General features: G+C 66.8%; 25 protein-coding genes. 9 read left to right on the plus strand and 16 right to left on the minus strand.

What is annotated here, in order from left to right; all coding sequences use genetic code 11:
- Window positions 1-40: 40 nt before the first annotated feature.
- From kdsA to J2X06_RS09395, 4 genes are all read right to left on the minus strand, one after another.
- Complete coding sequence (gene kdsA / locus J2X06_RS09380) at window positions 41-871, minus strand: 3-deoxy-8-phosphooctulonate synthase (protein WP_310061463.1); 831 nt, start codon at window positions 869-871, stop codon at window positions 41-43.
- 184 nt (window positions 872-1,055) lie between these two features.
- Window positions 1,056-2,720: a CTP synthase gene (locus J2X06_RS09385; protein WP_310061466.1), complete on the minus strand. Its 1,665-nt coding sequence runs from the start codon at window positions 2,718-2,720 to the stop codon at window positions 1,056-1,058.
- 139 nt (window positions 2,721-2,859) lie between these two features.
- A complete protein-coding gene (locus J2X06_RS09390; protein WP_310061468.1) occupies window positions 2,860-3,354 on the minus strand; it encodes a hypothetical protein in 495 nt (164 codons plus the stop codon).
- 336 nt (window positions 3,355-3,690) lie between these two features.
- Window positions 3,691-3,969, minus strand: a complete 279-nt coding sequence (locus J2X06_RS09395) for a hypothetical protein (RefSeq protein WP_310061471.1) — start codon at window positions 3,967-3,969, stop codon at window positions 3,691-3,693.
- 323 nt (window positions 3,970-4,292) lie between these two features.
- On the opposite strand from J2X06_RS09395, the gene parE reads away from it, so the two are divergent.
- Window positions 4,293-6,194 carry a DNA topoisomerase IV subunit B gene (gene parE / locus J2X06_RS09400; RefSeq protein WP_310061473.1) on the plus strand — a complete coding sequence of 634 codons (1,902 nt, stop codon included), beginning with the start codon at window positions 4,293-4,295 and terminating at the stop codon, window positions 6,192-6,194.
- A 91-nt stretch (window positions 6,195-6,285) separates the two neighbouring features.
- On the opposite strand, the gene J2X06_RS09405 is transcribed toward parE, so the two are convergent.
- From J2X06_RS09405 to J2X06_RS09430, 6 genes are all read right to left on the minus strand, one after another.
- Window positions 6,286-7,542 (minus strand): winged helix-turn-helix domain-containing protein, encoded by a 1,257-nt coding sequence (locus J2X06_RS09405; protein ID WP_310061476.1) that lies wholly within the window; start codon window positions 7,540-7,542, stop codon window positions 6,286-6,288.
- Complete coding sequence (hutG, locus tag J2X06_RS09410; protein ID WP_310061479.1) at window positions 7,539-8,339, minus strand: N-formylglutamate deformylase; 801 nt, start codon at window positions 8,337-8,339, stop codon at window positions 7,539-7,541. The genes J2X06_RS09405 and hutG overlap by 4 nt, the downstream gene beginning before the upstream one ends.
- A 34-nt stretch (window positions 8,340-8,373) precedes the next feature.
- A complete protein-coding gene (gorA, locus tag J2X06_RS09415; RefSeq protein ID WP_310061481.1) occupies window positions 8,374-9,759 on the minus strand; it encodes a glutathione-disulfide reductase in 1,386 nt (461 codons plus the stop codon).
- Window positions 9,756-11,012 carry an NAD(P)/FAD-dependent oxidoreductase gene (locus tag J2X06_RS09420; protein WP_310061484.1) on the minus strand — a complete coding sequence of 419 codons (1,257 nt, stop codon included), beginning with the start codon at window positions 11,010-11,012 and terminating at the stop codon, window positions 9,756-9,758. The genes gorA and J2X06_RS09420 overlap by 4 nt, the downstream gene beginning before the upstream one ends.
- Before the next feature lie 79 nt (window positions 11,013-11,091).
- The gene (locus tag J2X06_RS09425; RefSeq protein ID WP_310061487.1) at window positions 11,092-12,390 is read right to left on the minus strand and encodes a DUF418 domain-containing protein; all 1,299 of its coding nucleotides are present in this window, start codon (window positions 12,388-12,390) and stop codon (window positions 11,092-11,094) included.
- A 153-nt stretch (window positions 12,391-12,543) separates the two neighbouring features.
- A complete protein-coding gene (locus J2X06_RS09430) occupies window positions 12,544-13,023 on the minus strand; it encodes an FKBP-type peptidyl-prolyl cis-trans isomerase (protein ID WP_310061490.1) in 480 nt (159 codons plus the stop codon).
- 137 nt (window positions 13,024-13,160) lie between these two features.
- Here J2X06_RS09430 and J2X06_RS09435 point away from each other — a divergent pair, with 137 nt between their 5' ends.
- Both J2X06_RS09435 and J2X06_RS09440 read left to right on the plus strand, forming a co-directional pair.
- Window positions 13,161-13,682 carry a C40 family peptidase gene (locus J2X06_RS09435; protein ID WP_310063573.1) on the plus strand — a complete coding sequence of 174 codons (522 nt, stop codon included), beginning with the start codon at window positions 13,161-13,163 and terminating at the stop codon, window positions 13,680-13,682.
- A 119-nt stretch (window positions 13,683-13,801) separates the two neighbouring features.
- Entirely contained in the window at window positions 13,802-14,473 is a 672-nt protein-coding gene (locus tag J2X06_RS09440; RefSeq protein ID WP_430539558.1) for a C40 family peptidase, read from the plus strand.
- Between the two features lie 84 nt (window positions 14,474-14,557).
- Here the strand turns inward: J2X06_RS09440 and J2X06_RS09445 are convergent, their stop codons facing one another.
- Both J2X06_RS09445 and J2X06_RS09450 read right to left on the minus strand, forming a co-directional pair.
- On the minus strand, window positions 14,558-15,055 hold the full coding sequence (locus J2X06_RS09445) for an acyl-CoA thioesterase (protein WP_310061493.1): 498 nt from the start codon (window positions 15,053-15,055) through the stop codon (window positions 14,558-14,560).
- Window positions 15,052-15,642: an NADPH-dependent FMN reductase gene (locus J2X06_RS09450; RefSeq protein WP_310061496.1), complete on the minus strand. Its 591-nt coding sequence runs from the start codon at window positions 15,640-15,642 to the stop codon at window positions 15,052-15,054. Before J2X06_RS09450 ends, J2X06_RS09445 begins: the two co-directional genes overlap by 4 nt.
- Before the next feature lie 195 nt (window positions 15,643-15,837).
- Here J2X06_RS09450 and J2X06_RS09455 point away from each other — a divergent pair, with 195 nt between their 5' ends.
- The 3 genes from J2X06_RS09455 (at window position 15,838) to J2X06_RS09465 (ending at window position 17,753) form a co-directional block, all read left to right on the plus strand.
- Window positions 15,838-16,260: a hypothetical protein gene (locus J2X06_RS09455; RefSeq protein ID WP_310061497.1), complete on the plus strand. Its 423-nt coding sequence runs from the start codon at window positions 15,838-15,840 to the stop codon at window positions 16,258-16,260.
- Window positions 16,261-16,341: 81 nt separating this feature from the next.
- Window positions 16,342-17,265, plus strand: a complete 924-nt coding sequence (bla, locus tag J2X06_RS09460; protein ID WP_310061500.1) for a subclass B3 metallo-beta-lactamase — start codon at window positions 16,342-16,344, stop codon at window positions 17,263-17,265.
- The gene (locus tag J2X06_RS09465) at window positions 17,265-17,753 is read left to right on the plus strand and encodes an NUDIX hydrolase (RefSeq protein ID WP_310061502.1); all 489 of its coding nucleotides are present in this window, start codon (window positions 17,265-17,267) and stop codon (window positions 17,751-17,753) included. The genes bla and J2X06_RS09465 overlap by 1 nt, the downstream gene beginning before the upstream one ends.
- A gap of 37 nt (window positions 17,754-17,790) precedes the next feature.
- Here the strand turns inward: J2X06_RS09465 and J2X06_RS09470 are convergent, their stop codons facing one another.
- Window positions 17,791-18,231 (minus strand): GNAT family N-acetyltransferase, encoded by a 441-nt coding sequence (locus J2X06_RS09470; protein ID WP_310061505.1) that lies wholly within the window; start codon window positions 18,229-18,231, stop codon window positions 17,791-17,793.
- Window positions 18,232-19,584 carry a dicarboxylate/amino acid:cation symporter gene (locus J2X06_RS09475; protein WP_310061508.1) on the minus strand — a complete coding sequence of 451 codons (1,353 nt, stop codon included), beginning with the start codon at window positions 19,582-19,584 and terminating at the stop codon, window positions 18,232-18,234.
- A gap of 147 nt (window positions 19,585-19,731) precedes the next feature.
- Between J2X06_RS09475 and J2X06_RS09480 the strand changes: the two genes are divergently transcribed.
- Window positions 19,732-21,477, plus strand: a complete 1,746-nt coding sequence (locus J2X06_RS09480; RefSeq protein ID WP_310061511.1) for an alkaline phosphatase — start codon at window positions 19,732-19,734, stop codon at window positions 21,475-21,477.
- 242 nt (window positions 21,478-21,719) lie between these two features.
- On the opposite strand, the gene J2X06_RS09485 is transcribed toward J2X06_RS09480, so the two are convergent.
- Window positions 21,720-22,172, minus strand: coding sequence for a CopD family protein (locus J2X06_RS09485; protein ID WP_310061514.1), 453 nt, complete (start codon window positions 22,170-22,172; stop codon window positions 21,720-21,722).
- 124 nt (window positions 22,173-22,296) lie between these two features.
- Between J2X06_RS09485 and J2X06_RS09490 the strand changes: the two genes are divergently transcribed.
- Window positions 22,297-22,905: a class I SAM-dependent DNA methyltransferase gene (locus tag J2X06_RS09490; protein ID WP_310061516.1), complete on the plus strand. Its 609-nt coding sequence runs from the start codon at window positions 22,297-22,299 to the stop codon at window positions 22,903-22,905.
- A gap of 115 nt (window positions 22,906-23,020) precedes the next feature.
- Window positions 23,021-24,283 carry a polyhydroxyalkanoate depolymerase gene (locus J2X06_RS09495; RefSeq protein WP_310061519.1) on the plus strand — a complete coding sequence of 421 codons (1,263 nt, stop codon included), beginning with the start codon at window positions 23,021-23,023 and terminating at the stop codon, window positions 24,281-24,283.
- Between the two features lie 70 nt (window positions 24,284-24,353).
- On the opposite strand, the gene J2X06_RS09500 is transcribed toward J2X06_RS09495, so the two are convergent.
- Window positions 24,354-25,430 carry an OmpA family protein gene (locus tag J2X06_RS09500; RefSeq protein WP_310061522.1) on the minus strand — a complete coding sequence of 359 codons (1,077 nt, stop codon included), beginning with the start codon at window positions 25,428-25,430 and terminating at the stop codon, window positions 24,354-24,356.
- Window positions 25,431-25,453 lie beyond the last annotated feature (23 nt).

The following is a 25,453-nucleotide window of genomic DNA, read 5'->3' on the forward strand; positions in this document are numbered from 1 at the left end:
CGGACGCCGGCGCGGATCGCGCCAGGCATGCGAAGCGTGCTTATTCCTGCTCGAGGAAGCCGTTGCGCTTGGTGACTTCGTCGATCTGCTTCAGGGTTTCCAGCAACGCGCGCATCTTCGGCAGCGGCCAGGCGTTGGGGCCGTCGGACAACGCTTCGTCCGGCACCGGATGGGTTTCCATGAAGATGCCGTCGATGCCGACCGCCATCGCAGCGCGCGACAGCACCGGCACGAACTCGCGCTGGCCGCCGCTCTTGCCGCCGGCGCCGCCGGGCAACTGCACCGAATGGGTGGCGTCGAACACCACCGGGCAGCCGGTATCGCGCATCACGCTCAGCGAGCGCATGTCGCTGACCAGGTTGTTGTAGCCGAAGCTGGCGCCGCGCTCGCAGGCCATGATCTGCTGGTTGCCGGTGGCCTTGGCCTTGTCGGTGACGTGCTTCATCTCCCACGGGGAGAGGAACTGGCCCTTCTTGATGTTTACCGGCAGGCCGGCGCGGGCGACGTTCTGGATGAAGTCGGTCTGGCGGCACAGGAACGCCGGCGTCTGCAGCACGTCGACGACGGCGGCGACCTCGTTCATCGGCGTGTACTCGTGCACGTCGGTCAACACCGGCACGCCGATCTGTCGCTTCACTTCGGCCAGCACCTTCAGGCCCTCTTCCAGGCCGGGGCCGCGGAAGCTGGTGGCCGAGGTACGGTTGGCCTTGTCGAAGCTGGACTTGAAGATGAAGTTGATGCCGAGCTCGGAAGTAATTTCCTTGAGCTTGCCGGCGGTGTCGAGCTGCAGTTGCATCGACTCGATCACGCACGGCCCGGCGATCAGGAAGAACGGCTGGTCGAGTCCTACTTCAAATCCACAAAGCTTCATGCGTTGCTCCTGTTTGTTGCCGTCATCCCGGCGGCAAGCGGCTTTGCCGTCATCCCGGCGAAAGCCGGGATCCATTTTGCCGTTGCGTCCAAGCCACAGGGCACGCTCCGGGGACGTTTGGAATGACGAGCAACCGCCAAGTCAAAATGGATTCCTGCTTTCGCAGGAATGACGAAGTCGGGGATCACGCCGTCGCTTCCTTCAGCAGCCGGCCGCCGGCCTGCGCCTTGTGTTCGCGCGCGGCGCGGATGAATCCGACGAACAGCGGGTGACCGTCGCGCGGCGTCGACAGGAACTCCGGATGCGCCTGGCAGGCCAGGAACCACGGATGCGCGCCACGCGGCAGCTCGACCATTTCGACCAGCAGGTCGTCCATCGACTTGGCGGCGATGGTCAGGCCGGCATCTTCGAGTTGGGTGCGGTAGCGGTTGTTGAACTCGTAGCGATGGCGGTGGCGCTCGCCGATCACGTCCTTGCCGTACACCTCGCGTGCCAGCGTGCCGGGCTTGATGCGCTGGTCCTGCAGGCCCAGGCGCATGGTGCCGCCCAGGTCGCTGTCTTCGCTGCGACGCTCGACCTCGCCACTGGCGGTGCGCCATTCGGTGATCAGGCCGATCACCGGATGCGGGCTGGCCTTGTCGTTCTCGGTGCTGTTGGCGCCGTCCAGGCCGGCCAGGTGGCGGGCCACGTCGACCACCGCCGCCTGCATGCCGTAGCAGATGCCGAAATACGGCACGCCGGACTCGCGGGCGAACTTGGAGGAGAGCACCTTGCCCTCGAAGCCACGATCGCCGAAGCCGCCCGGCACCAGGATGCCGTCGACGTCCTTCAGCACTTCGGTGCCGTGCTGCTCGATCTCGCTGGATTCGAGCCACTTCAGCTTGACCTTGGTGCGCTGGCGCAGGCCGCCGTGCTTGAGCGCCTCGGCCAGCGACTTGTAGGCGTCCTGGTGGTCGATGTACTTGCCGACCACGGCAATGGTGACGGTGTCGACCGGATGCTCGCTGGCGTCGACCACCTCGTCCCATTGCGACAGGTCGGCCGGGCCGGCGTTGATGCGCAGGCGGTCCAGCACGATCGCGTCCAGGCCTTCCTCGTGGAAGCGGCGCGGCATCTTGTAGATGTTGTCCAGGTCGACCGCCGAGATGACGGCGCGCTCCGGGACGTTGGTGAACAACGCGATCTTGCGGCGCTCGCTGTCGGGCAGCGGCTGCTCGCTGCGGCACAGCAGCACGTCGGGCTGGATACCGATGGAACGAAGTTCCTTGACCGAGTGCTGGGTCGGCTTGGTCTTGAGCTCGCCGGCGGCGGCGATGTACGGCACCAGGGTCAGGTGCATGAACAACGCGCCTTCCGAGCCGCGTTCGCTGCGGATCTGGCGGATCGCCTCAAGGAACGGCAGCGACTCGATGTCGCCGACCGTGCCGCCGACCTCGACCAGGGCCACGTCGAAGCCTTCGGTGGCCTCGATGATGCAGCGCTTGATCTCGTCGGTGATGTGCGGGATCACCTGCACGGTGCCGCCGAGGTAGTCGCCGCGACGCTCCTTGCGGATCACGTTGTCGTAGATGCGACCGGTGGTGATCGAGTTCTTGCGGCTCAGGCGCGTGCGCAGGTAGCGCTCGTAGTGGCCCAGGTCCAGGTCGGTCTCGGCGCCGTCATCGGTGACGTAGACCTCGCCGTGCTGGAACGGGCTCATCGTGCCCGGATCGACGTTGATGTAGGGGTCGAGCTTCATCATCGTCACGCGCAGTCCGCGCGCTTCGAGGACGGCCGCCAGCGAGGCTGCCGCGATGCCCTTGCCAAGTGAGGACACCACGCCGCCGGTGACGAAAATCAGGGGAGTCATGGTTTTGCTACCGCTGGAAAGCCATAGTCTACCGGCTCGGCCTCTTCGCCGCGACCCGTCGCGTGCCGCGAATGGCGAAAACCCCGGGGCGTGAACCCCGGGGCCGGGTCTTGCAACGATCGTCAAACCCTTGACGGAATTAGCGACCGCCCCCTTCCGGCGGCGGCGTCGCCGTGGCTTCCGAGCCGCCTATCGCCGAGCTCGCCGAGGCGCGGGCATTCGCGCCCACGGCCGTCTTCGCTCGGTCGTTCGCCTGCAGCGAACCCTGCGCGCCGAGGCGGGCGTCGGTGCGGGTCTGGGCGGCGTCGGCGTTGTGATCGCGGGCACCAGCGGCGTCGGCCCGGACTTGGGCCGCGGCGGTAAGCGCCGCCGTGTCGTGGCCGGCGCGTCGGACGGCTCCGCCTGCCGCGTCGTGGACTGCGTGCGCGGTGCCAGAGACCTGGTTTCCGGTTTCGCGAGCGGTGCGCGCACCACTTTCGCGCGCCGCGCCGGCGGTGGCGCGGGCATCGGTTGCGGCCGATACGTCGGCCTGGACCGGACCGGCCTGCACGGCAGCGCCGGTCTTCAGACCCAGGTCAATGGCCCGGGCGGACGGCGCGACGAGCGCAGCCACCATCAGGGCCGGGAGCAACATGCCGACCTTTCCTATAGCGGACTGGGAAGCAGCGGGTTTGCGAGCGACGAAACGATGCATGGGTGCTCTACGCATGGCGTCTTACCTCCTGGATGAGCCGAAATGCGGCCCGAAAATAACGAGGGCAGAACGTCAGCCCTCGGCCGTCGATATCGACGACGCGACCGAACCTAGGCGGGCCCACCCCGCTGCCTCCTGAATTTCACGAGGCGCTGTTCATCTCCTCGACATCTCGCCGTTGCCGGCGTGTCGGAGGTCGCAAAACGCAGACGCCCCGTCATGCGGGGCGTCTGCGTGCAGGAAATTCGTGCGTGCGGTAATGAACGTCACGCCGACTCAGCGATCGTCGTCTTCCTCGGGCTCGTAGGTGGGGTCGCCCTTCTTGGCCTTGGACTTCTTGCTGTCCTTGGCCTTGTCCTTGGACGCATCCTGGGCGGCCTCATCCGACTTGTTGGCGGATGCATTGGCGGCCCTGTCCGCCTGTGCCTTCTGCTGTACCTGCCGGTTTTTCGCATCCGACTGGGCGTCCTGCTGGGCGAATGCCGGCGACGCCAGGACGGTGGCGATCACGGCCGGAAGGACCAGTTTCGACAGCAGGGGGTTGCGGGTAGTCATACGATGATCTCCTGGGTGGTGCGGAGCTGGCTCGGAAGCGGCGACCTTGGTCAGGTCACCCCCTCGGCGACGGACGACCCTAGCCCGCGCATCCGTGCTCCCTCCTGAACAACGACCGGAGCACGGCGTCAACACCCGACAAGGTGGGCGCGCGCCGCCCGTATTTCAATCCCATTGGCGCCAACGCCTTGATCCGCATCAGATCCTTCTCTGCCGGATCCGCCCGACGCCCATTCGTAATCATTGGCCGGACTCGTCGCGGTTGAATTTCCGCCGCCACCCGCCGACCATCCTCAGTCTTGCCCCTCGCAGTCGTGTATCGAATGAGTTCCCGTTACAACGCCGCAGACATCGAAGTCCTTTCCGGCCTTGACCCGGTCAAGCGCCGCCCCGGCATGTACACCGACACCACGCGCCCGAACCACCTGGCGCAGGAAGTCATCGACAACGCGGTCGACGAGGCGCTGGCCGGCCATGCGCGCAGCATCGAAGTCACCTTGTATGCCGACGGCAGTTGCGAGGTCGGCGACGACGGTCGCGGCATGCCGGTGGACATCCACCCGGAAGAAAAGATTCCGGGCGTCGAACTGATCCTCACGCGCCTGCACGCGGGAGGCAAGTTCAGCAACAAGAACTACACCTTCTCCGGCGGCCTGCACGGCGTCGGCGTCAGCGTGGTCAACGCGCTGTCCACGCTGGTCGAGGTGCATATCCGCCGCGACGGCAACGAATACCGGATGACCTTCCGCAACGGCGACCGCGCCACGCCGCTGGAAGTCGTCGGCAGCGTCGGCAAGAAGAACACCGGCACGCGCGTGCGCTTCTGGGCCGACCCCAAGTATTTCGACACACCCAAGTTCAACCTGCGTTCGCTCAAGCACCTGCTGCGCGCCAAGGCCGTGCTGTGCCCCGGCCTGACGGTCAAGCTGTTCGACGAGGCCAGCGGCGAGCGCCTGGAGTGGTACTACGAGGACGGCCTGCGCGATTACCTGTCGGGCGAACTGCGCAGCGGCCAGTCCAATCGCGAACTGCTGCCGCCCGACCTGTTCGTCGGCAAGCTGACCAAGGACACCGAGACCGTCGACTGGGCGGTCGCCTGGGCGCCCGATGGCGAACTGGCGCAGGAGAGCTACGTCAACCTGATTCCTACCGCGCAGCACGGCACGCACGTCAACGGCCTGCGCACCGGCTTCACCGACGCACTGCGCGAATTCTGCGACTTCCGCAACCTGCTGCCGCGCGGCGTCAAGCTGGCGCCGGAGGACGTGTGGGATCGCGTCGCCTTCGTGCTCAGCATCAAGATGACCGACCCGCAGTTCAGCGGCCAGACCAAGGAGCGCCTGTCGTCGCGCCAGGCCGCCGGCTTCGTCGAGGGCGCCGCGCACGATGCGTTCTCGCTGTGGCTCAACCAGCACGTCGAACTCGGCGAGAAGATCGCGCAACTGGCGATCGAGCGCGCCGCCGCACGCCTGAAGACCGAAAAGCAGGTCACCCGCAAGAAGGTCACGCAGGGCCCCGCCCTGCCCGGCAAGCTCGCCGACTGCAGCAGCCAGGACCTGTCGCGCACGGAACTGTTCCTGGTGGAAGGCGACTCGGCCGGCGGCAGCGCGCGCCAGGCGCGCGACAAGGACTTCCAGGCGATCCTGCCGCTGCGCGGCAAGATCCTCAACACCTGGGAAGTCGCCTCCGGCAGCGTGCTGGCTTCGCAGGAAGTGCACGACCTGGCCGTGGCGATCGGCTGCGATCCGGGCAAGGACGACCTGTCCGGCCTGCGCTACGGCAAGGTCATCATCCTTGCCGACGCCGACTCCGACGGCCTGCACATCGCCACGCTGCTGACGGCGCTGTTCCTCAAGCACTTCCCGTCGCTGGTCGCCGCCGGCCACGTGTTCGTGGCGATGCCGCCGCTGTTCCGCGTCGACGTGGGCAAGCAGGTGTTCTACGCGCTGGACGAAGAAGAAAAGCGGATCCTGCTGGAGAAGATCGCGCGCGAGAAGATGAAGGGCCAGGTCAATACCACCCGCTTCAAGGGCTTGGGCGAGATGAATCCATCGCAGTTGCGCGAGTCGACCATCCACCCCGATACGCGCCGCCTGGTCCAGCTGACCGTCGATGACGACGTGCAGACGCACTCGCTGATGGACATGCTGCTGGCGAAGAAGCGCGCCGGCGATCGCAAGCAGTGGCTGGAGACCAAGGGCGACCTGGCCACGCTGGAGGTATGACGACTTCGCACCGGATCCCTCCCCTGCCTGTATGCGGGAAGGGTTGGCAATGCCAGTGCTGACGTGTCGATTCCCGCCTTCGGAATGACTGTCAGCGCAACGCAGCCAGGCTGGCCTTCAGCGGCTTGGCGAACGCGGCCGGCCGGCAGCGCACCAGCTCGACCTTCGGCGTGCCGTGCCATCGCGCGCAGTCGTCGATGGCACGCGCGATATCCGCGGTCAGCGCTTCGTCCGCCACGACGCCGTCCTCCAGGTAGAGCGCTTTCACTTCGAACACGCCATCGCGGCGGTGCGCCTTCGCATCCAGCCGCCCGACCAGGCGTCCGCGCACCAGGATCGGCAACACGAAGTAGCCGTAGCGGCGCTTGGGCTCCGGTGTATAGCACTCCAGCGTGTAGTCGAAGCCGAACAGTTCGCTGGCACGCGCCCGGTCCCAGACCACCGGATCGAACGGCGACAGCAGCGCCGAATGCGTCGCGCGCAGGCGTCCGGCCGCGGCCTGCGCCAACTGCGGCGCGTGCATCGGATGTACGTAACCCGGCGTATCCCAACCTTTGACCGACACCCGCAGCAACGCGCCTTCGGCCACGAACGGATCCAGGTCCGCATCGCGCAGCCGCGGTCGGGTGCGGAAGTAATCGGCGATCCAGCGCGCCGGGGCGATGCCCAACGCCTGTACCGATTTCAGGATCGTCTCGCGACGGACCGTGTCGGCATCGAGGCATGCGCTCGCCCAGTCGGCCCGCGCCTCGCCGGCCACGCGCTCGGCCAGGTCATAGACGCGATGGAAGTTCTCGCGCCGCGTCACCATCAGCTGTCCCAATGCAAACGCCGCCTCCAGCCAGCGTTTCTCGTCTTTCCAGCCCCACCAACCGCCTGGATTGCCGGCCGCGTCGCGCTCGAAATCGGCGGCCCTGACCGCGCCCTTCTCGCGGATATGCGACAGCAGTCGTGCGATGTCCTGCTCATGCGCGTCGCGGATACGCAGTGCGTGGCGGATCGCCCAGTGGTGCTCGCGCTGGGCGAATGCGCTGCGATGCAGGACGTAGTCGTCCATCGGCGCGAAGCAGGCTTCGTGCGCCCAGACCTCGAAGACCGCGCGTTCGGCCAGCAGTTGTTCGAGCCATGCCGCCGGATACGCGCCCACCCGCGAGAACAGCACCAGGTACGGGCTGCGCGCCACCACGTGGATCGTATCGATCTGAAGCAACTGCATGCGCGCGATGGCGGACTGAAGCTCGGATTTGTCGGCGCGCCGGCGTGGTCGGGCGAGCAGGCCTTGCGCCGACAGGTGCAGCAGGCGCGCCTGCGTCGGGGTCAGCACCGGCCGCGCCGCATCGGCCTTCATGCGGCGCGACGCGCGACCTCCAGCGCCGCCTGCAACAGGCTTGAAATCACTTGCTGCAACTGTGCGGCCTTGGCTTCGTCGTATTCGAAGGAATCTTCATCCATGTAGTTGCGTTGGCTGGTCTCCAACTGCACCGCGTCGATGCCACGCTCCGGCTGCCCGTAGTGGCGGGTGATGTAGCCGCCCTTGAAGCGGCCGTTCGACACCCAGTCGTACTGCGTTTGCGACGCCAGCGCGTTTTCCAGCCGCGCCTGCAACTGAGGCGAGCAACTGCCGCCGGCCGACGTGCCGAGGTTGAGGTCGGGCAGCCGCCCTGGAAACAAAAATTCCAGGTTGCTGCCGCGGATCGAGTGGCCTTCCCACAGCACGACCCGGCCGTGCTGCGCAAGACGATCGAGTTCCTCACGCAGCGCGTCGTGATATGGGTGCCAGTAACTCTCCACACGCTCACCAATCTCATCGGGCGACGGCGCCTGTCCCTCCAGGTACACCGGCTCGCCGGTGAACTGCACCGCGGGACACAATCCGGTGGTGTTCTGGCCCGGATACAGCGAGGTGTCGTCGGGCGGCCGGTTGAGGTCGACGACGTAGCGCGAATGCCGTGGCGCCAGGATCGACGCGCCCAATTCGCGCGCGAAGCCGTACAGGCGCGACACGTGCCAGTCGGTGTCCGGCGCGCGCCGTGCCGACGGCACCATGCGCCCGGCCAGCGCGTCGGGTATCAGGCTGCCATCGTGCGGCAGACTGATCAGCAGCGGCGCGGTGCCGCGATGCAGGGTGTAGATGTCGGAGTTCATGGTGGTTGTTCCTGATCGCATGGTGTGGCGACGTTCATCGCATCAGCACCACTTCCTCGGCGCTGGTGGGATGGATCGCGACCGTGTCGCGCAGGTCTTCCAGGGTGATGCCGCGCTTCATGGCCACGGCGAAGCCCTGCAGGATCTCGTCGGCGGCCTCGCCCATCAGGTGGATGCCGATGACCCGGCGCGCGTCGCCGACGCAGACCAGTTTGAACAGGCTGCGCTGCGGGACGTCCGCCAGCGCGTACAGCATCGGGCGGAAGCCGGCGCGGTAGACGTGCACGTCGTCGCCATGCTGCGCGCGCGCCTCGACCTCGGTCAGCCCCACCTTGCCGATCGGCGGATGCGAGAACACCACGGTCGGCACGTCGTTCTGGTCCAGCCGCGCCTCGCGACCGCCGTACAGGCGATCCATCAACCGGCGAGCCGCGGCGATGGCGAGCGGCGTCAACGCCAGGTTGGGGGTGACGTCGCCGACGGCATGGATGTTCGCGACGTTGGTGGCATGCAGTTCGTCGACCAGGACGTAACCGTTGGCATCGGCGGCAACGCCGGCTGCCTCCAGCCCCAACTGCGCGGTGTTGGCGCGGCGCCCTGTGGCGAACAGCAGCGCATCGAAACGCTCGCCGATGGCGCCATCGGCATCGCACAGCCGCACGCCGCCGTCGACGGACTGCACGCGCCCGAGCTGGTAACCGAAATTCAGGTGTACGCCGGCCTGGCGATAGTCCTCGGCCAGCTGCTCGCTCACTTCGGCATCGAACTCGCTCAACAGACGCGGCCCGCGCGCGAAGATCTCCACACGGCTGCCCAGCGCCTGCAGCACGCCGGCCAGTTCGACCGCGATATAGCCCGCGCCGAAGATCGCCACGCGCTCCGGCGCGGCGCACCACTGGAAGAAATCGTCGGACGTACCGCCTAGCTCGACGCCGGGGATCTGCGGCTTGACCGGGTGGCCGCCGGTCGCGATCAGGATGCGCTCTGCCCGCAGATGCGCCCCCCGGCCGCAAAGCACGGTGTTCGCGTCCAGCAATTGACCGCGGCTGGCAACAGTGACGATGCCGGCCGCGTCGAGGCGACGCCGATAGCTGTCGTGGATGTTGCTGATGTAGCGCTGGCGGTGGACCAGGAAGGTCGGCCAGTCGAGTTTGGCGGGAGACGCATCGAAGCCCAGCGTCCGCGCGAGCTTGAGCCGGTTGCCGACCTCGGCCGCCAGCCACATCGCCTTCTTCGGCACGCAGCCGACATTGACGCAGGTGCCGCCGAGCAGGTGCGGCTCCAGCAGCGCCACGCGCGCACCATGCTCGGCCGCGCGGAATGCGCCGGCCAGTCCGCCGGAGCCGCCGCCGATGACGATCAGGTCGAAGTGGCCCTGGACGGTTTCTTCCCTGTCATCCCGTGCGGCGGCGTGGTTCATGTGAATCGCTCCATCCGATACGGCGTCGGGTCAACCGCGGGCGCACGGCCGGCGATCAGGTCGGCCACGAGCTGGCCGGTGCCCGCGCTCATGCCGACGCCCATCATGCCGTGTCCGGTGGCCAGCCACAGGCCGTCGCGGCCGGGGACCGGTCCGATGATGGGGATGTCGTCGCAGCTCATCGGCCGCCAGCCGAACCACTGCTCGTGGCGCTGCGCACCGAACGGCTCGTGCAGGTACTCGCGTGCGCCGCGCTCCAGCGCCGCCAACCGGCGCTCGTTGAGCGTTTCGTCGAAGCCGGAAAACTCCATCGTGCTGCCCAGGCGGAAGCCGCTGCCCCAGGCCGTGACGCAGACCGAGCGGTCGCGCAGCATCAACGGCCGCTTCGGCACCAGGGTCGGCGCGGAGTACGTGATCGAGTAGCCCTTGCCCGGCTGCATGGCGCGCTTGAGGAATGGCAGCCCAACCGCATCGGCCAATCGCGGCGACCACGCGCCCAGCGCCAGCACGGCATCGCGTGAGCGCAGCTCACCCCGTGCAGTGCGCAGACGCACGCCATTACGATCATGGTCCAGCCCCTGCAGCGCGCACTGCTCGACGATCGTGCCGCCGCGCTCGCGCACCACGCGGGCGAGTTCGTCGACGTAGCGGTCAGGCCGCAAGGCGGCATCGCCGTCGAAACAGATCGCTCCGGCCACGCCGGACTTGAGCGCGGGTTCCCGCGCTTCATATTGGCGACCGTCGACCACTTCGACCGAAACCCCGAGTTCGCGCAGCAAACCGATCTCACGCTGCCCGTGCTCGAACGCGCGTGGATCGCGATAGACGTAGTCCTCGCCGCTTTCGACGAATTCGCACGCCAGGCCGTAGCCGCGCACCCAGTCGGCCAGACGCTCGCGCGAGTCGTTCAGCAGCGCCGACTTGGCCACGGCACTCACGCGCCAGTCGCGCTCGTTGCAGCGCGCGGCGAAGCGCAGCAACCAGCTCCACAGCGCCGGGTCCCAGCGTGGCGGGATGTAAAGCGGTGCGTCCGGCGTCAGCATCCATCGCAGCGCCTTGAGCACCGTGCCCGGCGCGGCCAGCGGCGGCGCGTGACTGGGCGTGATGGTGCCACAGTTGCCATGCGAGCTACCGCCGCCGACGTGCCCGGCGTCGATCACGCGAACACGGCGCCCGGATTCGATCAGGGCCAGCGCACTGGCCAGACCAATCACGCCGGCGCCGACGATCACCACATCATCGTGTTGTTCCATGCGCACAGTTTAAAAGGTGGAGGCGCGGTGGGAGCAGTGGTCGTCAGTCGTAAACACGCCAAGTGCCGCAAAACCGGCATCAGGCCCGGATCGGAGCGATCCGCCCGTACGTGATGCAGCGCCAGACCCACTCCACCGGGCCGAAGCGGAACCGCGCCAGCCACCAGCGACTGCCCAGCATCTGCAGGGCGAACACCGCCAGCACGCCGACGGCCTGCCATGCGCGGCCCACCTGGCCCCACAGCGCCAGGCCATAGCCGTAGAACAGCAGCGTGCCGATCAGCGACTGCATCAGGTAATTGCTGAGCGCCATCCGGCCCGCCGGCGCGAGCCAGTCCCCGAGCCATCGCCCCGCCGGTCCCGGCAGCGCGGTCACCAGCGTGGCTCCGTACGCAAGCGCGAGCACCAACGAGGCCACGAGGAACAGCACCACCTGCACCGCCTCGCGAAACGACAGCTCCTCATTCGGCGAGGCCGTCCCCAGCCAGGTGCTGATCGCCATCGCCACGAAGCCCAATGGCAGGCCGACATTGCGCATCGGCCGCAACCAGTGCAGGCAGGCCTGCGGATTCGACATCACGCCGCTGCGCAGCAGGGCGCCGCCGATCAGGAACAGGCCGACCACCCAGAACGTCGCGATCGGCAGCGTGCCCATCTGCCACACCGTGTCGACGATGCGCTGGTCGACAGCGTCGGCGAAGCTGCCGCGGCTGTAGGTCTCCACGGCATTGGCACGCTGCACGGCCTTCTCGGCGATGCGGGTCGCGTGCTCGGTCTGCGCACGCGTCGGCTGCGATGTCGATGGCGGCGAATCCAGCATGCCGGCCAGCAGGATCACCACCAGCGGAAGCCCGTACAGCGCCGCGCCCCATCCCCCCATCCGCGATGCGGTCATCGGCGCCGGCTCACGGCCCTGCGACCGGCGCAGCCAGGCCCGGCGCACCTGCCTTGCCGACAGCAGCAGCAACGCGCCGAGGGCATAGCTGACGAGGATGTCGCCGGACCAGATCAGCACCGTGTGCACCAGGCCGATGCCCAGCAGCGCCAGGCTGCGCCGCAGGTAGGCCGGCACGAACGGACGACCGGCCCGGTCGGCGCGGTCGATCATCACCGTGAAGCCCATGCCGAACAGCAGCGCGAACATCGTCCAGAACTTTCCCTGGACGAAGAAATACGTCAGCCACTCCACGAAGTAATCCGCGCCACTCGTAGTCGGGTCGATCCCCGGCGCATTGATGTCCTGCAGCGGACGGCTGAAGAACTCGACGTTGACCAGCGCGATGCCCAGCAGCGCGAAGCCGCGCAGGACGTCGAGCGTTTGTATCCGTTCGCCGGGCGCGGTCGGCGCCAGGACGCTATCGCTAGTGCTATCGGACATGCGTGCTCCCCGGGATCGCACGGCAGTACAGCACGTACCCCGGCCCTCCATGCGTGCCGGTGGTCATCTCCCGATCATGGGGACGACCACCGCCGTCCGGAAACGACAACGGCCCGAAACCGGGCCGTTGTCTGATGCGCAGGTCGCTTGACCTTAGTGGTGATGACCACCTTCGCCGTGCACGTGCTTGTGCTCGATCTCTTCGGCCGAGGCTTCGCGCACTTCGACGATCTCGATGGCGAAGTGCAGGTCCTTGCCGGCCATCGGGTGGTTCAGGTCGACATCGACCACGCTCATGCCGACCTTCTGGATGGTCACGGCGCGCGGACCGAAGTTGGTCGGCAGCACGGCCTGCATGCCCGGCTCCAGGCGCGCGTCCTTGAAGTACTTCTTCGGCACACGCTGGGTCAGGCCGTCCTGGCGGACGCCGTAGGCGTCGGCGGCAGCCACGTCGACCTCGAACTTCTCGCCGGCCTCACGGCCTTCCATCGCCTTTTCCAGGCCCGGGATGATGTTGCCGTGGCCGATCAGGATCGCCAGCGGATCGCGGCCTTCCGAAGTTTCCAGCGGCTCCTGGCCCTGCTCGGAAACGGTGTAGTGGAAGCGGACGACGCGGTCATTCTCGATTTTCATTGCGGGACTCGACTGGTTGCCGCCCGGGGCAGCAATAAAGGAAAGGGTGCGGCAGGTTGCCGGCAACGACGCGAACGGCCAAGCTCAAGCCAATGACCGCGACGAAGACCGCCCATTATCCGGGCAAGCCCGCCCCCATGCCAGCGCAGGGACTCCCCCGTGCCCTCCTGCTGGCCGGAACCCTGCTTACCTTCGCATTGGCCGGCTGCGGCGGAGGCCGCGAGGCGGTCCGATCCTCGTCTCCGGGCCGGGCCTGGCCGGTGGTCGCGCCGGAGGATCCGGTCGCGGCCAATGCCGTGCTGATGCGCGCCATCAGTCTGGTCGGCACGCCCTATCGATACGGCGGCAACACGCCCGAAGGCGGCTTCGATTGCAGCGGCCTGGTCAACTACGTCTATCGGGACACCGTCGACCTGCGGCTGCCGCGGACCTCGCGGGAGCTGGCCGGATTCCAGGGCCCGCGCATCGATCCCTATCGCCTGGCGGCCGGTGATCTGGTGTTCTTCGCCCAATCCGGGTCGGTGACCCATGTCGGCATCTACGTGGGCGAAGGCCGCTTCGTGCATGCCCCCAGCACGGGCGGCACGGTCCGGCTCGATCGGCTGGACGGGCCTTACTGGCAGGACCACTACAGCGGCGCCAAGCGGGTGCTGCGTTGATCCGATGGCACGATTTTCGCCACGGGTCACGTCTTTTAACTATTTTTTAACGAAATCTGAACCCCTTTTGAGGCCCAGGCAGGCATGATCCTGCGGGTCGACGACATTGTGATGACCGCGTGACGATAGCCCCGCCCCGCCTTTCCGCTTCCCCCCGCCCGACGCGGGCGCTTCGTGGTCTGCTGCTTTCCGTCCTTCTGGGCGCTGTCGCCATGCCGGCGCTGGCCCAGCAAATTCCCAGTTCCTCGCTGGCCGGCGATTCCGCCGATGCCCCGGCTCCGGTGACCCGGGCCGTGCTGCCCGAGGCCATGACCTTCTCCGACCGCGCCCTGCTGCTGGCGACGGACTTCAACCGCCTGCTCGCTCCGGGCGCCTCCGGCGACATCGCCGGCGCTCCCGCCGCCGAACAGGGCCGCATCAAGACGGTCATGCAGCGCGCCCTCGCCCTGCTCGGCACCCCGTATCGCTGGGGCGGCACCGACCCGAACAAGGGTTTCGACTGCAGCGGCCTGGTCGGATATGTGTTCCGCAATGCCCTGGGCATCGAACTGCCGCGTGTCTCGCGAGATATGGCCAAGACCGGCCAACTGGTCACCGACAAGGCCAAGCTGGCGGCCGGCGACCTGGTGTTCTTCGGCCGCAGGGGCCGGGTCGATCACGTCGGCATCTACGTGGGTGAAGGCCAGTTCGTTCATGCGCCCCGCCGTGGCAAGGACGTGCAGGTCTCCAGCCTCGACGACGGTTACTGGAGCGGCAAGTTCATGCAGGCACGCCGCGTCGACGGCATCTGAGCCGGCCGCGCCACGCGACCGGACGCATGAAGAAGGCCGCCTCCGGGCGGCCTTCTGCGTTCCAGGGCCTCTAAGAGATGAATATCAGGTGGCGGCAGCGTTGACCGCCGCCAGACGCTCGACGGTTTCCTCGATGCCCTTGCTCAGTCCCATCACCTTCTGGGCGTACTCGGCCAGGCGCAGATCATCGTCGCTCGAGGGCGTCCACGCCGGCACGGAGGTCGGCTTGCCCTCCTTCTCGTCCATCGCGACGAACACGATCACGCAGTGCGTGCACAGGCGCTCCTCGCCGCCCATCGGATCGCGCGCCTTCACGTCGATGGCGAAATGCATGCTGCTGGTGCCTGTGTAGACCAGCTTGGTGTGCACGGTGACCAGATCGGAAATGCGTATGGGCGCGACGAAGCGGATGCCCCCCACGGCGACGGTAACGCTGTATTTTCCGCTCCAGCCGACCGCGGCGGCGTAGCCGGCCTGGTCGATCCACTTCATCACCATGCCGCCGTGCACCTTGCCGCCGTAATTGACATCGGTCGGCTCGGCCAGGAAACGCAAATTGAGTTCTCGCTGTTGCCCGATCATGACGTCACTCCTGCGCGTGTGAGGTGACGCACGACGGCGGCGCCGACGCCGTGCACCTGGTGCTTCTGGCGATCGTCCGCCAGTACGCCGTAATCGGGCAACTTGTCGGCCGCCTGCCCTACCGCCACCTGCTGGGGCACCACGATGAGGCCCAGCTTGGCCAGCGCATCGCGCAGCACCAGCAGCGAGCGCAGCCCACCGAGAGGCCCCGGCGACGCCGAGACGATGCCGGCCACCTTGTCCTGGAACAGCGCCACCCCCGAGCCACCGTCGGCAGTAGGGCGCGAGATCCAGTCCAGCGTGTTCTTCAGCAGCGCCGGCATCGAGCCGTTGTATTCGGGCGTGCTGATCAGCAGGCCGTCGTGCCCGCCCATCAGTTGCTGCAACTGGCGCACCTGTTCGGGCACGCCGGCGGCCTCGATGTCGCCGTCGTAGATCGGCAGCGCGTAGTCGCGCAACTCGATCAACGTCACCTCGGCGCCGGCGCTGCGTGCGCCTTCGGCCAGCACGTGGATCAGGCGGCGATTGAAGGAGCCTTGGCGCAGGCTGCCGGCAAAGGCCAGCAGGCGGGGAGCATTTGCGGTCATGCCGGACTCCGTGGGGATAGCGCTATGGTGGACCGTTGCGTGTCCGTGAAAAAGGCCCGCGCCTCACGGCGTGCTTTGCAAGGTTTGCCGAACCGAAATCCTGGCTTGGGATCCAACCCAATTCCGTCCGGACCGGTTGCAGCCGCGCGCGCGAAGCGGGATCCTCGCCGCGGCAAACACGGCGGAGCAAAACCAATGGGGCGCACGATTCTCGGCATGCTGGTCGGCGTGGTGGTGGCGGTGCTGGTGATCATGGCGATGGAGATGCTTGGACACCATTTTTATCCGCCGCCGTCCGGGCTGGACGTGACCGATCCCGCCAACGAAGCCGCCTTCGCGCAGTTCGTCGCCACCATGCCGTTCGGCGGCAAGGTCATGGTGCTGCTGGCCTGGCTGGCCGGCACCTTCGTGGGCGCGCTGGCCGCGGCCAAAGTCGCCCGTCACCAGACCGCGGCCGCGCTGCTGGTCGCGCTGGTGGTGATATCGGGCGTGATCGGCATGATCATGGCAGTACCGCATCCGGCCTGGCTGAGCATCCTCGGCCTGCTGCTCCCGATTCCCGTTGCGCTGCTGGCGGTGCGGCTGGTTTACCGGCGCACCACATTGCCGCGGGTGTAGGAAACCGAGGCTGCGAATATCTGGTTGCACACGACCGAATCGCCGACACTGTGCAGCCCCCCGTCCCTTCGCCTGTCCTCGATGCGCGTCCTTCCTCTCGCAGCTGCCCTGCTGATCACTTCCGGCTCCACTCTCGCCGCCGAACCCGTCCTGCCCCCTTTGCAGGCCTATCAGACTCCCGACAGCTGGCGTCAACCGGTCGCGCCTTTCCGGCTCGCCCAGCGCAGCTGGTACATCGGCACTGACGGCCTCAGCGCGGTACTGGTTAAGACGGACGCCGGCGCAGTACTGATCGACGGCGGCATGCCGCAGGCCGCGGACCTGCTGCTCGCGCGCATGCGCGAGCTCGACGTCGCGCCAGGCGACCTCAAGCTGATCCTGCACAGCCACGCGCACGCCGACCACGCCGGGCCGCTCGCCGCCGTGCAACGCGCGACCGGCGCGCAACTGGTGAGCAACGCCGAATCGGCAGCCCTGCTCGCGCGCGGCGGCAGCAACGACATCCACTATGGCGACGGCTTGCTCTACCCGGTACCGCGCGTGGATCGGCTGGTGATGGATGGCGAAGTCGTTCAACTCGGTGACGTCGCCTTCACCGTGCACTACACGCCGGCGCATACCCCCGGCAGCATGAGCTGGACCTGGACGGATAGCGCCTGGCCGGACAAGTCCGGCGGCAAGCGCGAAGGCAAGCCGGTGCACATCGCCTACGCCGACAGCCTCAGCGCGCCGGATTACAGGCTGGTCGGCAACCCGCGCTATCCGAATATCGTCGACGACTACCACCGTGGCTTTGCCGCCGTGCGCGCCTTGCCGTGCGACCTGCTGCTGACGCCGCACCCTTCCGCCAGCGGCTGGGCGCCGGCCAACACCGCCGCGCCGCACCAGACGCCCACGACCTGCGCCGCCTATGCCGACCAGGCCGAACGCGCCTTCGATGCGCAACTGGCCAAACAACGCGGCGACGATACGCAAGGCAACGCATCGCAGGGGAGCGCGCACTGATGCCCTACACCCCCATCGTCGCCACACTCGGCTATGTGCTGTCGCCCGACGGGCGCGACGTGCTGATGGTCCATCGCAATGCACGCCCCGAGGATCACCAGCTCGGCAAGTACAACGGACTGGGCGGCAAGCTCGAGCCCTACGAGGACGTCGTCGCCGGCATGCGTCGCGAAATCCACGAGGAAGCCGGGATCGACTGCGAGGAGCTGAAGCTGCGCGGCACGATCAGCTGGCCCGGTTTCGGCAAGCACGGCGAGGACTGGCTGGGCTTCGTCTTCGTCGTCACCCGTTTCAGCGGCACGCCGTTCGCCAGCAACCCGGAAGGCACGCTGGAATGGGTGCCGCTGGATCGCCTGGATGAATTGCCGATGTGGGAAGGCGACCGCAACTTCCTGCCGCTGGTGTTCGACGAGGACCCGCGCGCGTTCCACGGCGTGATGCCGTATCGCGACGGCCGGATGGTGTCGTGGGCGTACTCGCGGGTGTGAGCGCAACCGACTTGATTGCAGCGCTACGTGCCTCGAATCATTCGTGGGACGACGCCCGCACCCGATACTCCATGTTCACCGCACACGGCGCGCTCTCGACGAAGCCGTACTGGGCATACAGGTGCCTGGCATCGCCATTGGCGACCAGCGACACCACCGACGACACCGGCGCATTCGCGCGCAGCCAGGCGTCCAGCGCGGCCATGATGCGTTTACCCAGGCCGCGCCCCTGATACGGCGGTTCCACCGCCACGTCGACCACCAGGAAGAAGCATCCACCATCGCCGACGATGCGCCCCATGCCGATCACCCGCCCGTCATCGAGCAGGCTCACGCCATAGAGCGTGTTGGCAAGGCCGCGCTGCGCCGCCTCGCGGGTGCGTGAGGACAGGCCCGCCTCGACGCGCAGGCGACGGTAGTCCGCTACGTCGGGGAAATGCTCGACCAGTGCGATGGCGTCGGTGCCCGGGCTTTCCACTCAGATGTCCTTGACCGTACCGACTTCGGCCCTCTCGCCTTCGGCGATGCCGAGGTTGCTCGATGCCGCGTCGTACACCTCGCGATCAAGCAGCCCGGTCTCCTTGGCAACGAGCACCGGCACCAGCATCTGCCCGGTGACGTTGGTCATCGTGCGCATCATGTCGAGCACGCGGTCGATGGCATAGAGGTAGGCGATCGCCTCCAGCGGCAGCCCGGCCGCGCTCAGCACCACGGTCGCCATGATCACTGCGGTCCCCGGTACGCCGGCGGTGCCGAAGCTGCCCAGCACCGAGGCCAGCATGATGATCAGGTACTGCGACAACGACAGTTCGATGCCCGTGTACTGGGCAATGAACACCGCTGCCAGCGCCGGATAGATCGCGCCACAGCCGTCCATCTTGATGCTCGATGCCAGCGGCACCGCGAACGCCGCGTAATCGCGATCGACGCCGTGGTTGTGGGTCACGCTGCGCAACGCGACCGGCATCGCGGCGAAGCTGCTGGAGGCGACGAAGCCCACCTGCATCGCCGGCGCCGCGCCGCGGAAGAACTTCATCGGATTGAGCCCGTGCGCCAGCAACAGGCCGCTGTAGACGACCACGATGTGCAGTGCGCAGGCCACGTACAGGGCGATGACGAAATTGCCCAGCGGCAGCAGTTTCTCGAAACCGTAGGCGCCGACCAGGCTGGCGATCAGGCCGAACGTGCCGAGCGGGGTGAACTCCAGAACGAAACGGGTCACCTGGATCATCGTCTCGCTGGCCTCGCCGGCGAGCCGGCGCAGGTTGGCGGTCCTCTCGCCAAGCTTGACGAAGGCGAAGCCGATCAGGCCGGCGAAGAAGATCACCTGCAGCACCGTGCCGTTGCTCGGCACGATAACGTTCTGGCCGTCCGCGGTCTTGCCCGCGCCCATCGCCGCGAGGGCGCGGAACGGGTTCTGCGGGACGATGTTGAACAGCACGTCGAGCGGCCCGGGCACGTCCTTGGGCGTGTAATCCGAGGCCACTGTCAGCGTGCTGATGTTGACGCCCGCGCCCGGCTTGACCACCAGCCCGACCACCAGGCCGACGCACACGGCCAGCACCGCGGTGATGGCGAACCACAGGAACGTGCGACCACCGAGTGCGGCGATCGATTTCTGGCCGTGCAACGAACCCACCGCATGGATCACCGCGAAGAACACCAGCGGGATCGCGATCATCTTGATCAGGTTGACGTAGACGTCGCCGAGCGGACCGAACCAGGTCGCGGCCGACGGGCCCATCGCCCACCCCGCCAGCGCGCCGAGCACGAAGCCGGCCAGCACGCGCTGCCAGAACGGGATGCCAAGCCAGGCCGAAACCACCCTCATCAGAACCTCTGCGCTTTACCCATCTTGTCGACTTGGCACCATAGCCGAGCCGGAAGGGGTCGGCGACCCCGTCAATGCAACACCGGCTTCCCATTTACTGCAATGTGTCTGGGCATAATCGCGGTTTGCCTGTCCGTGCCGTCCCGAATGTCCCGATTGCCCCACGCCTGCTTCGCCTTCGCCCTTACCCTGCTCGCCAGCGCCTGTTCCAGTGCGGGCGCCTCTCGGGACACGGCCACCGCTCCCAGCGCCCCGCCGGCTTCGGCGCCTACCGGCGTCCTGACGGTCGATGTGCCGCAGATCGTGCATCCGCAGGCGGAGTCGGCGGCATGGTGGTTCCGCGATGGCGCCGCGCAGGCGGCCGGGCGCGGCGCGATGTCGGGCCAGGCGAAGAACGTGATCCTGTTTGTCGGCGACGGCATGAGCCTGACTACGGTGGCGGCGGCGCGCATCCTCGATGGACAGCGCAAGGGCGGGCCCGGCGAGGAAAATCGGCTCAGCTGGGAACACTTCCCCGCCACCGCCTTGAGCAAGACCTACAACACCGATTCGCAGACGCCGGACTCGGCCGGCACGATGAGCGCGATGGCGACGGGCGTGAAGACCCGGATGGGCGTGCTGAGCATTGGCCAGCAGGCCACGCGCGGCAACTGCGCGCAGGCGCTGGACGCGCCGATGCTGACGCTGTGGGAACTGGCCGCCAGCCGCGGTCTCGCCACTGGCGTGGTCACCACCACGCGCGTCACGCACGCAACGCCCGGCGCGACTTTCAGCCATTCAGCCGATCGCAGCTGGGAAAGCGACGCCCAGATGCCTGCCGGAGCCAGGGAAGCCGGCTGCACCGACATCGCCCGCCAGATCGTGGAATCGCCGTTCGGCACCGGCCCCGACGTGCTGATGGGCGGCGGACGCAGTTATTTCATGACCACGCGCCAGCAGGATCCCGAATACGACAACAAGGTCGGCAAGCGCCTCGACGGCCGCGACCTGATCGCGCAATGGAAGCAGCGTCATCCGGGCGGCGCCTATGTGTGGAACGCGAAGCAACTGGAAGCGGCGCCGGCGAATGCGCCGCTGCTGGGGTTGTTCGAGCCAGGGCATATGCAGTTCTCGCAGGACCGCGCGAAGGATGGCGCGGGCGAACCGACGCTGGCGCAGATGACGCGCGCGGCGATCCAGCGCCTGAGCCGCAACGGACAAGGCTACGTGCTGCTGGTGGAAGGCGGCCGCATCGACCACGCCCATCATTACGGCAATGCCTATCGCGCCCTCACCGACACCATCGCGCTCAGTGAAGCTGTCCAGGCCGCGACCGAGGCCACGTCGGCCGACGACACGCTGATCCTGGTCACCGCCGACCATTCGCACACGTTGAGCTTCGTCGGCTATCCGGTGCGTGGCAATCCGATCCTCGGCAAGGTGCGTGGCCGCAGCGGCGAGGAGAGCGACAGCGCGGGCCACCATGCGCGAGATGCGCTGGGCAAGCCGTACACCACGCTCAACTACAGCAACGGCCCCGGCTACGTCGGCGCCAGTTCGCAGCAGGCGGAGGGACCGAAACGGTTCCTGCACGACGCCGCCGGCTACCAGGCGGCCAGCCAGGGACGGCCCGACCTGACCCATGTCGACACGCAGGACCCGGACTACCTGCAGGAGGCACTGGTGCCCTTTGCCGACGAAACGCACGGCGGCGACGACGTCGGCATCTGGGCACGCGGCCCGGGCAGCGACGCCGTGCGCGGCAGCGTCGAACAGAACACGATCTTCCACTTCCTGATGCAGGCGATGCCGAAGCTGCGTGGCGCGCTGTGCGAGGCGGGCGATTGCGATGCGCAGGGCGTGCCGGTGGTGTTGCCGGACCCGGCGAAGTTCAGTTCGCAGGCGCGTCGCTGAGTTGAAACATCCGGGGATTTTTCGCCGTTCGTCCTGAGCGTAGCGACGCGAAGTCGAAGGAAGTGAAACAAGGTCGAAGGATGAGCGGGGAGATCGCGGCCCGTTCACCCTTCGACTTCGGCGCCAGCGCCTACGCTCAGGGCGAACGGTGACGAATTCGGTGCTCAGGGCGAACGGGTGACAAATGCAACGCCCAGTAAGGCCGCCCCGGCGCAAAACGATCCGGCAAGTTTTTCGTTCTGTCAGAACGGCTTGGCCAGCACCAGGAACACCACCAGCACCAGCAGCAGCACCGGCAGCTCGTTGAACCAGCGCAGGGCCTTCGACGACGGCAGCTTGCGCCCCGCCTCGACGCCCTTCAGCCAACGACCGCTGACGATGAAGTGCGCCAGCATCAGCGCGACCAACGCCAGCTTCGCATGCAGCCAACCGCTACCCGGCGCCACCATCGTGGGGAAGTCTCCCACCACCCGGTAACCCAGCCACAGCACCAGCCCGAACGCGAAGGCGAAGCCGAACATCATGTGCCCGAAGCGGTACAGCCGCCGTCCCATCAGCACCAGTCGCGCACGCACCTTGGATTCGACGCCGGCTTCGGCCAGGTTGACCAGGATCCGCGGCAGGTAGAACACGCCGCCCATCCACGCCATGACGAACACGACGTGAGCGGTCTTGATCCAGTAATAGGCGGTCATCTCGGGTCCTTGATCGTTTCAGCGTCGTGGATGGGCGCGATAGCATGGCATGACATCGCACGTCATCCTGCATCGGACGTCACCCACCACTCACATCAGCCCGGCCCACCCAGATCGACCTCCCATGACCAAGCAATACGACCAGGCCTACTTCGAACGCTGGTATCGCGATCCCGCGCTCAAGGACCAGGCGATCGGAGGAACCGCACGCCTCGCGCGCAAGGTCGCGATGGCCGTGGCCACCGCCGAGTACCACCTGGAGCGGCCGATCCGCACCGTCCTGGATATCGGTTGCGGCGAAGGCGTCTGGCGCGCGCCGCTGTTGAAGCTGCGACCCAGGATCAGCTATCTCGGTTTCGACAGCAGCCAGTACGCGATCGAGCGTTTCGGCCCACGGCGTAATCTCCACTACGCACGCTTCGGCGACTTCGAGCACCTGCGTCCCTGTGCACCGGTCGACCTGCTGGTTTGCGCCGACGTCATGCACTACCTGGACACGCGCGAACTCGACCGCGGCCTGCCGGCATTGGCGGAGCTGTGCCATGGCGTCGCCTTCCTGGAGACCTTCACCCGCGAGGACGGCATCGACGGCGACACCCACGGTTTCAAGCGTCGTCCTGCGAAGTTCTACCGGCAGCGGCTGGAAGCACTGGGGCTGACGCCGCTCGGGTCGCATCTGTGGCTCTCCCCTGCCCTGAGCGACGACACCGCCGCCCTGGAGCGCCCGGCCTGAATCGTCCGGGCCACGATTCACCCCGGCCCTTTTGTCGTTAACCTCGGCCCGGGTCGGATCGGCTATGCTGCGGCGCAACAACGGCCCGAATCGGGTCGATCATGGAATCTGACCAATGCTCTACCAGATGCATGAATTCGGGCGGGCCTGGATGGCCCCGATGACCTATTGGGCCGAGGCCGGTGCCCGCATGTTCTCCGCGCAGGGCAGCTGGCTGTCGGGCCTGCCGGGCGCCACCCGCATGGCCGCTGGCTACGAGCTGGTCTACCGCATCGGCAAGGACTACGAGAAACCCGAGTTCGGCATCCATTCCGTCGACATCGACGGCGTTGCCTGCCCGGTGGTCGAGCGCGAGATGCTGCGCAAATCGTTCTGCCGGCTGCTGCGCTTCAAGCGCTACACCGACGACGCGGGCAACCTGAAGGATCTCAAGGACGACCCGCCGGTGCTGGTCGTCGCTCCGCTGTCGGGCCACCACTCCACGCTGCTGCGCGATACCGTGCGCACGCTGCTGCGCGACCACAAGGTCTACATCACCGACTGGATCGACGCGCGCATGGTGCCGACCAGCGAAGGCGAGTTCTCGCTGGAGGACTACGTCGCCTACGTGCAGGAATTCATCCGCCTGATCGGCGCCGAATCGCTGCATGTGATCAGCGTGTGCCAGCCGACCGTGCCGGTACTGGCGGCCGTGTCGCTGATGGCGTCGAACGGCGAAGTGACGCCGCGCTCGCTGGTGATGATGGGCGGGCCGATCGACACCCGCGAGAACCCCACGCAGGTCAACGACCTGGCCACGAACAAGCCACTGTGGTGGTTCGAGAGCAATCTGATCCACCCCGTCCCGGCCAACTATCCCGGTCATGGCCGGCGCGTGTATCCGGGCTTCCTGCAGCACGGCGGTTTCGTCGCGATGAATCCCGAGCGCCATTTCGAATCGCACTGGGATTTCTACCAGGACCTGGTCAAGGGCGACCTCGAGGACGCCCAGGCGCACCGCCGCTTCTACGACGAGTACAACGCGGTGCTCGACATGCCGGCCGAGTACTACCTGGAGACCGTGCGTGTCGTCTTCCAGGAGCACCTGCTGCCGCGCGGCCTGTGGGATGTGCGCGGCCAGCGCGTGGATCCCTCGCGGATCCGCGGCACCGCGCTGCTGACGATCGAAGGCGAACTCGACGACATCTCCGGCCAGGGCCAGACCCGCGCCGCGCACAAGCTGTGCAGCGGCATCGCCGAATCCGAGCGCGAGCACCTCACCGTGGCGGGCGCCGGCCACTACGGCATCTTCAGTGGCCGCCGCTGGCGCACGCAGGTGTATCCGCAGGTTCGCGACTTCATCGCGCGGCACGCGGCGAAGGCAGATCCCGCGGGCTGATCTCCCCGCAACGAAAAAGCCCCGTTCTTCGCGGGGCTTTTTTGTTTTTGCCAGTGCCTGGATGCTTGGGTCATTCACCCAGTCCAACGTTGACCTCGACGCGCCGATTCTTCGCCTGGTTTGCAGGGCTGTCGTTGGGCACAATCGGGTTCTTGGGCCCGTACCAGAACAGCGTCATCCGGGAGTCGTCGATGCCGTGCTTTTCCTTCAGGTAGCGCCCGACCATCTGGGCGCGAGCACGGGACAGGCCTTCGTTGTGGTCCCTGCTTCCTACGTCGTCGGTATACCCGGCGATCTTGGCATATGACTTGGGCTTGTCCTTCATGAACTCGGCCACCTTGTCCAGTTCGGCCTTGTCCGAGGCGACGAGGTCGGTCTTGTTGGTGGCGAAGTTGATGTCGTTGACCTTGAGCCCGACGATCTTGGTGTCGGTGCTCGTGACGACTTGTTCCGTCACCTTCACGTCGTACAGTGCACCGCTCGTGTACTCGGGCCGGTTGAGGAAATCGGCAAGCGGAATCACCCGCGAGCACGAGTTGAGGCTCGCGACATCCTGCGTGAGGGTGGCTTGCCTTTCCGGCTTTGCGCTGCTGATCACGTAGAAGCAGGCGTCGTATGTCTTCGCCAGTGTCTTGGCAACCTCGGCGGGATTCTGTCCGGTGTATCCACCGTCCCAGAACACGAAGACGGCCGTCCTGCCCGACAGTGGCTTGAGGATGCCATCGAGCTTCTGCAGTCCGATCTTGAGCGGCGTCGGTCCGCTGCCCTTGTCCCGCATCGTAGCCAGCGCCGCGGCGACCTTCTCGCGGTTGTAAGGCTGCACCGGATAGTTTTCCTGCCAGTCCGTATAGGTGTAGATGCCCATGTTGTAGCCGAGATCCGGGAAATAGGAGTTCCTGTTCTCAAGCTCGCTTTTCACGACCTGGACGATGGGTTTTCCCGTGTCCCCGTACTTGTCGTTCGTCGAGGACGATGTGTCGAGGAAGAAGATGGCATTGTCCGCAAGCCTGACCAGTTGGTCCTTTTTGACGACGTTGTTGACGATGTCCTCTTTCGTGATGATCTCGACGGCAAGCGTGGGCGAAGCGATGAGGGCACCCACCGCCCCCAGGACAATCCCGTTCCAGACTTTCGACTTGTGCTTCATTTTTTCGTCTCCGAACCGCGGGC

Source organism: Lysobacter niastensis, from assembly GCF_031457115.1.
In the GTDB taxonomy this organism is placed as follows: Bacteria; Pseudomonadota; Gammaproteobacteria; order Xanthomonadales; family Xanthomonadaceae; genus Lysobacter_J; species Lysobacter_J niastensis_A.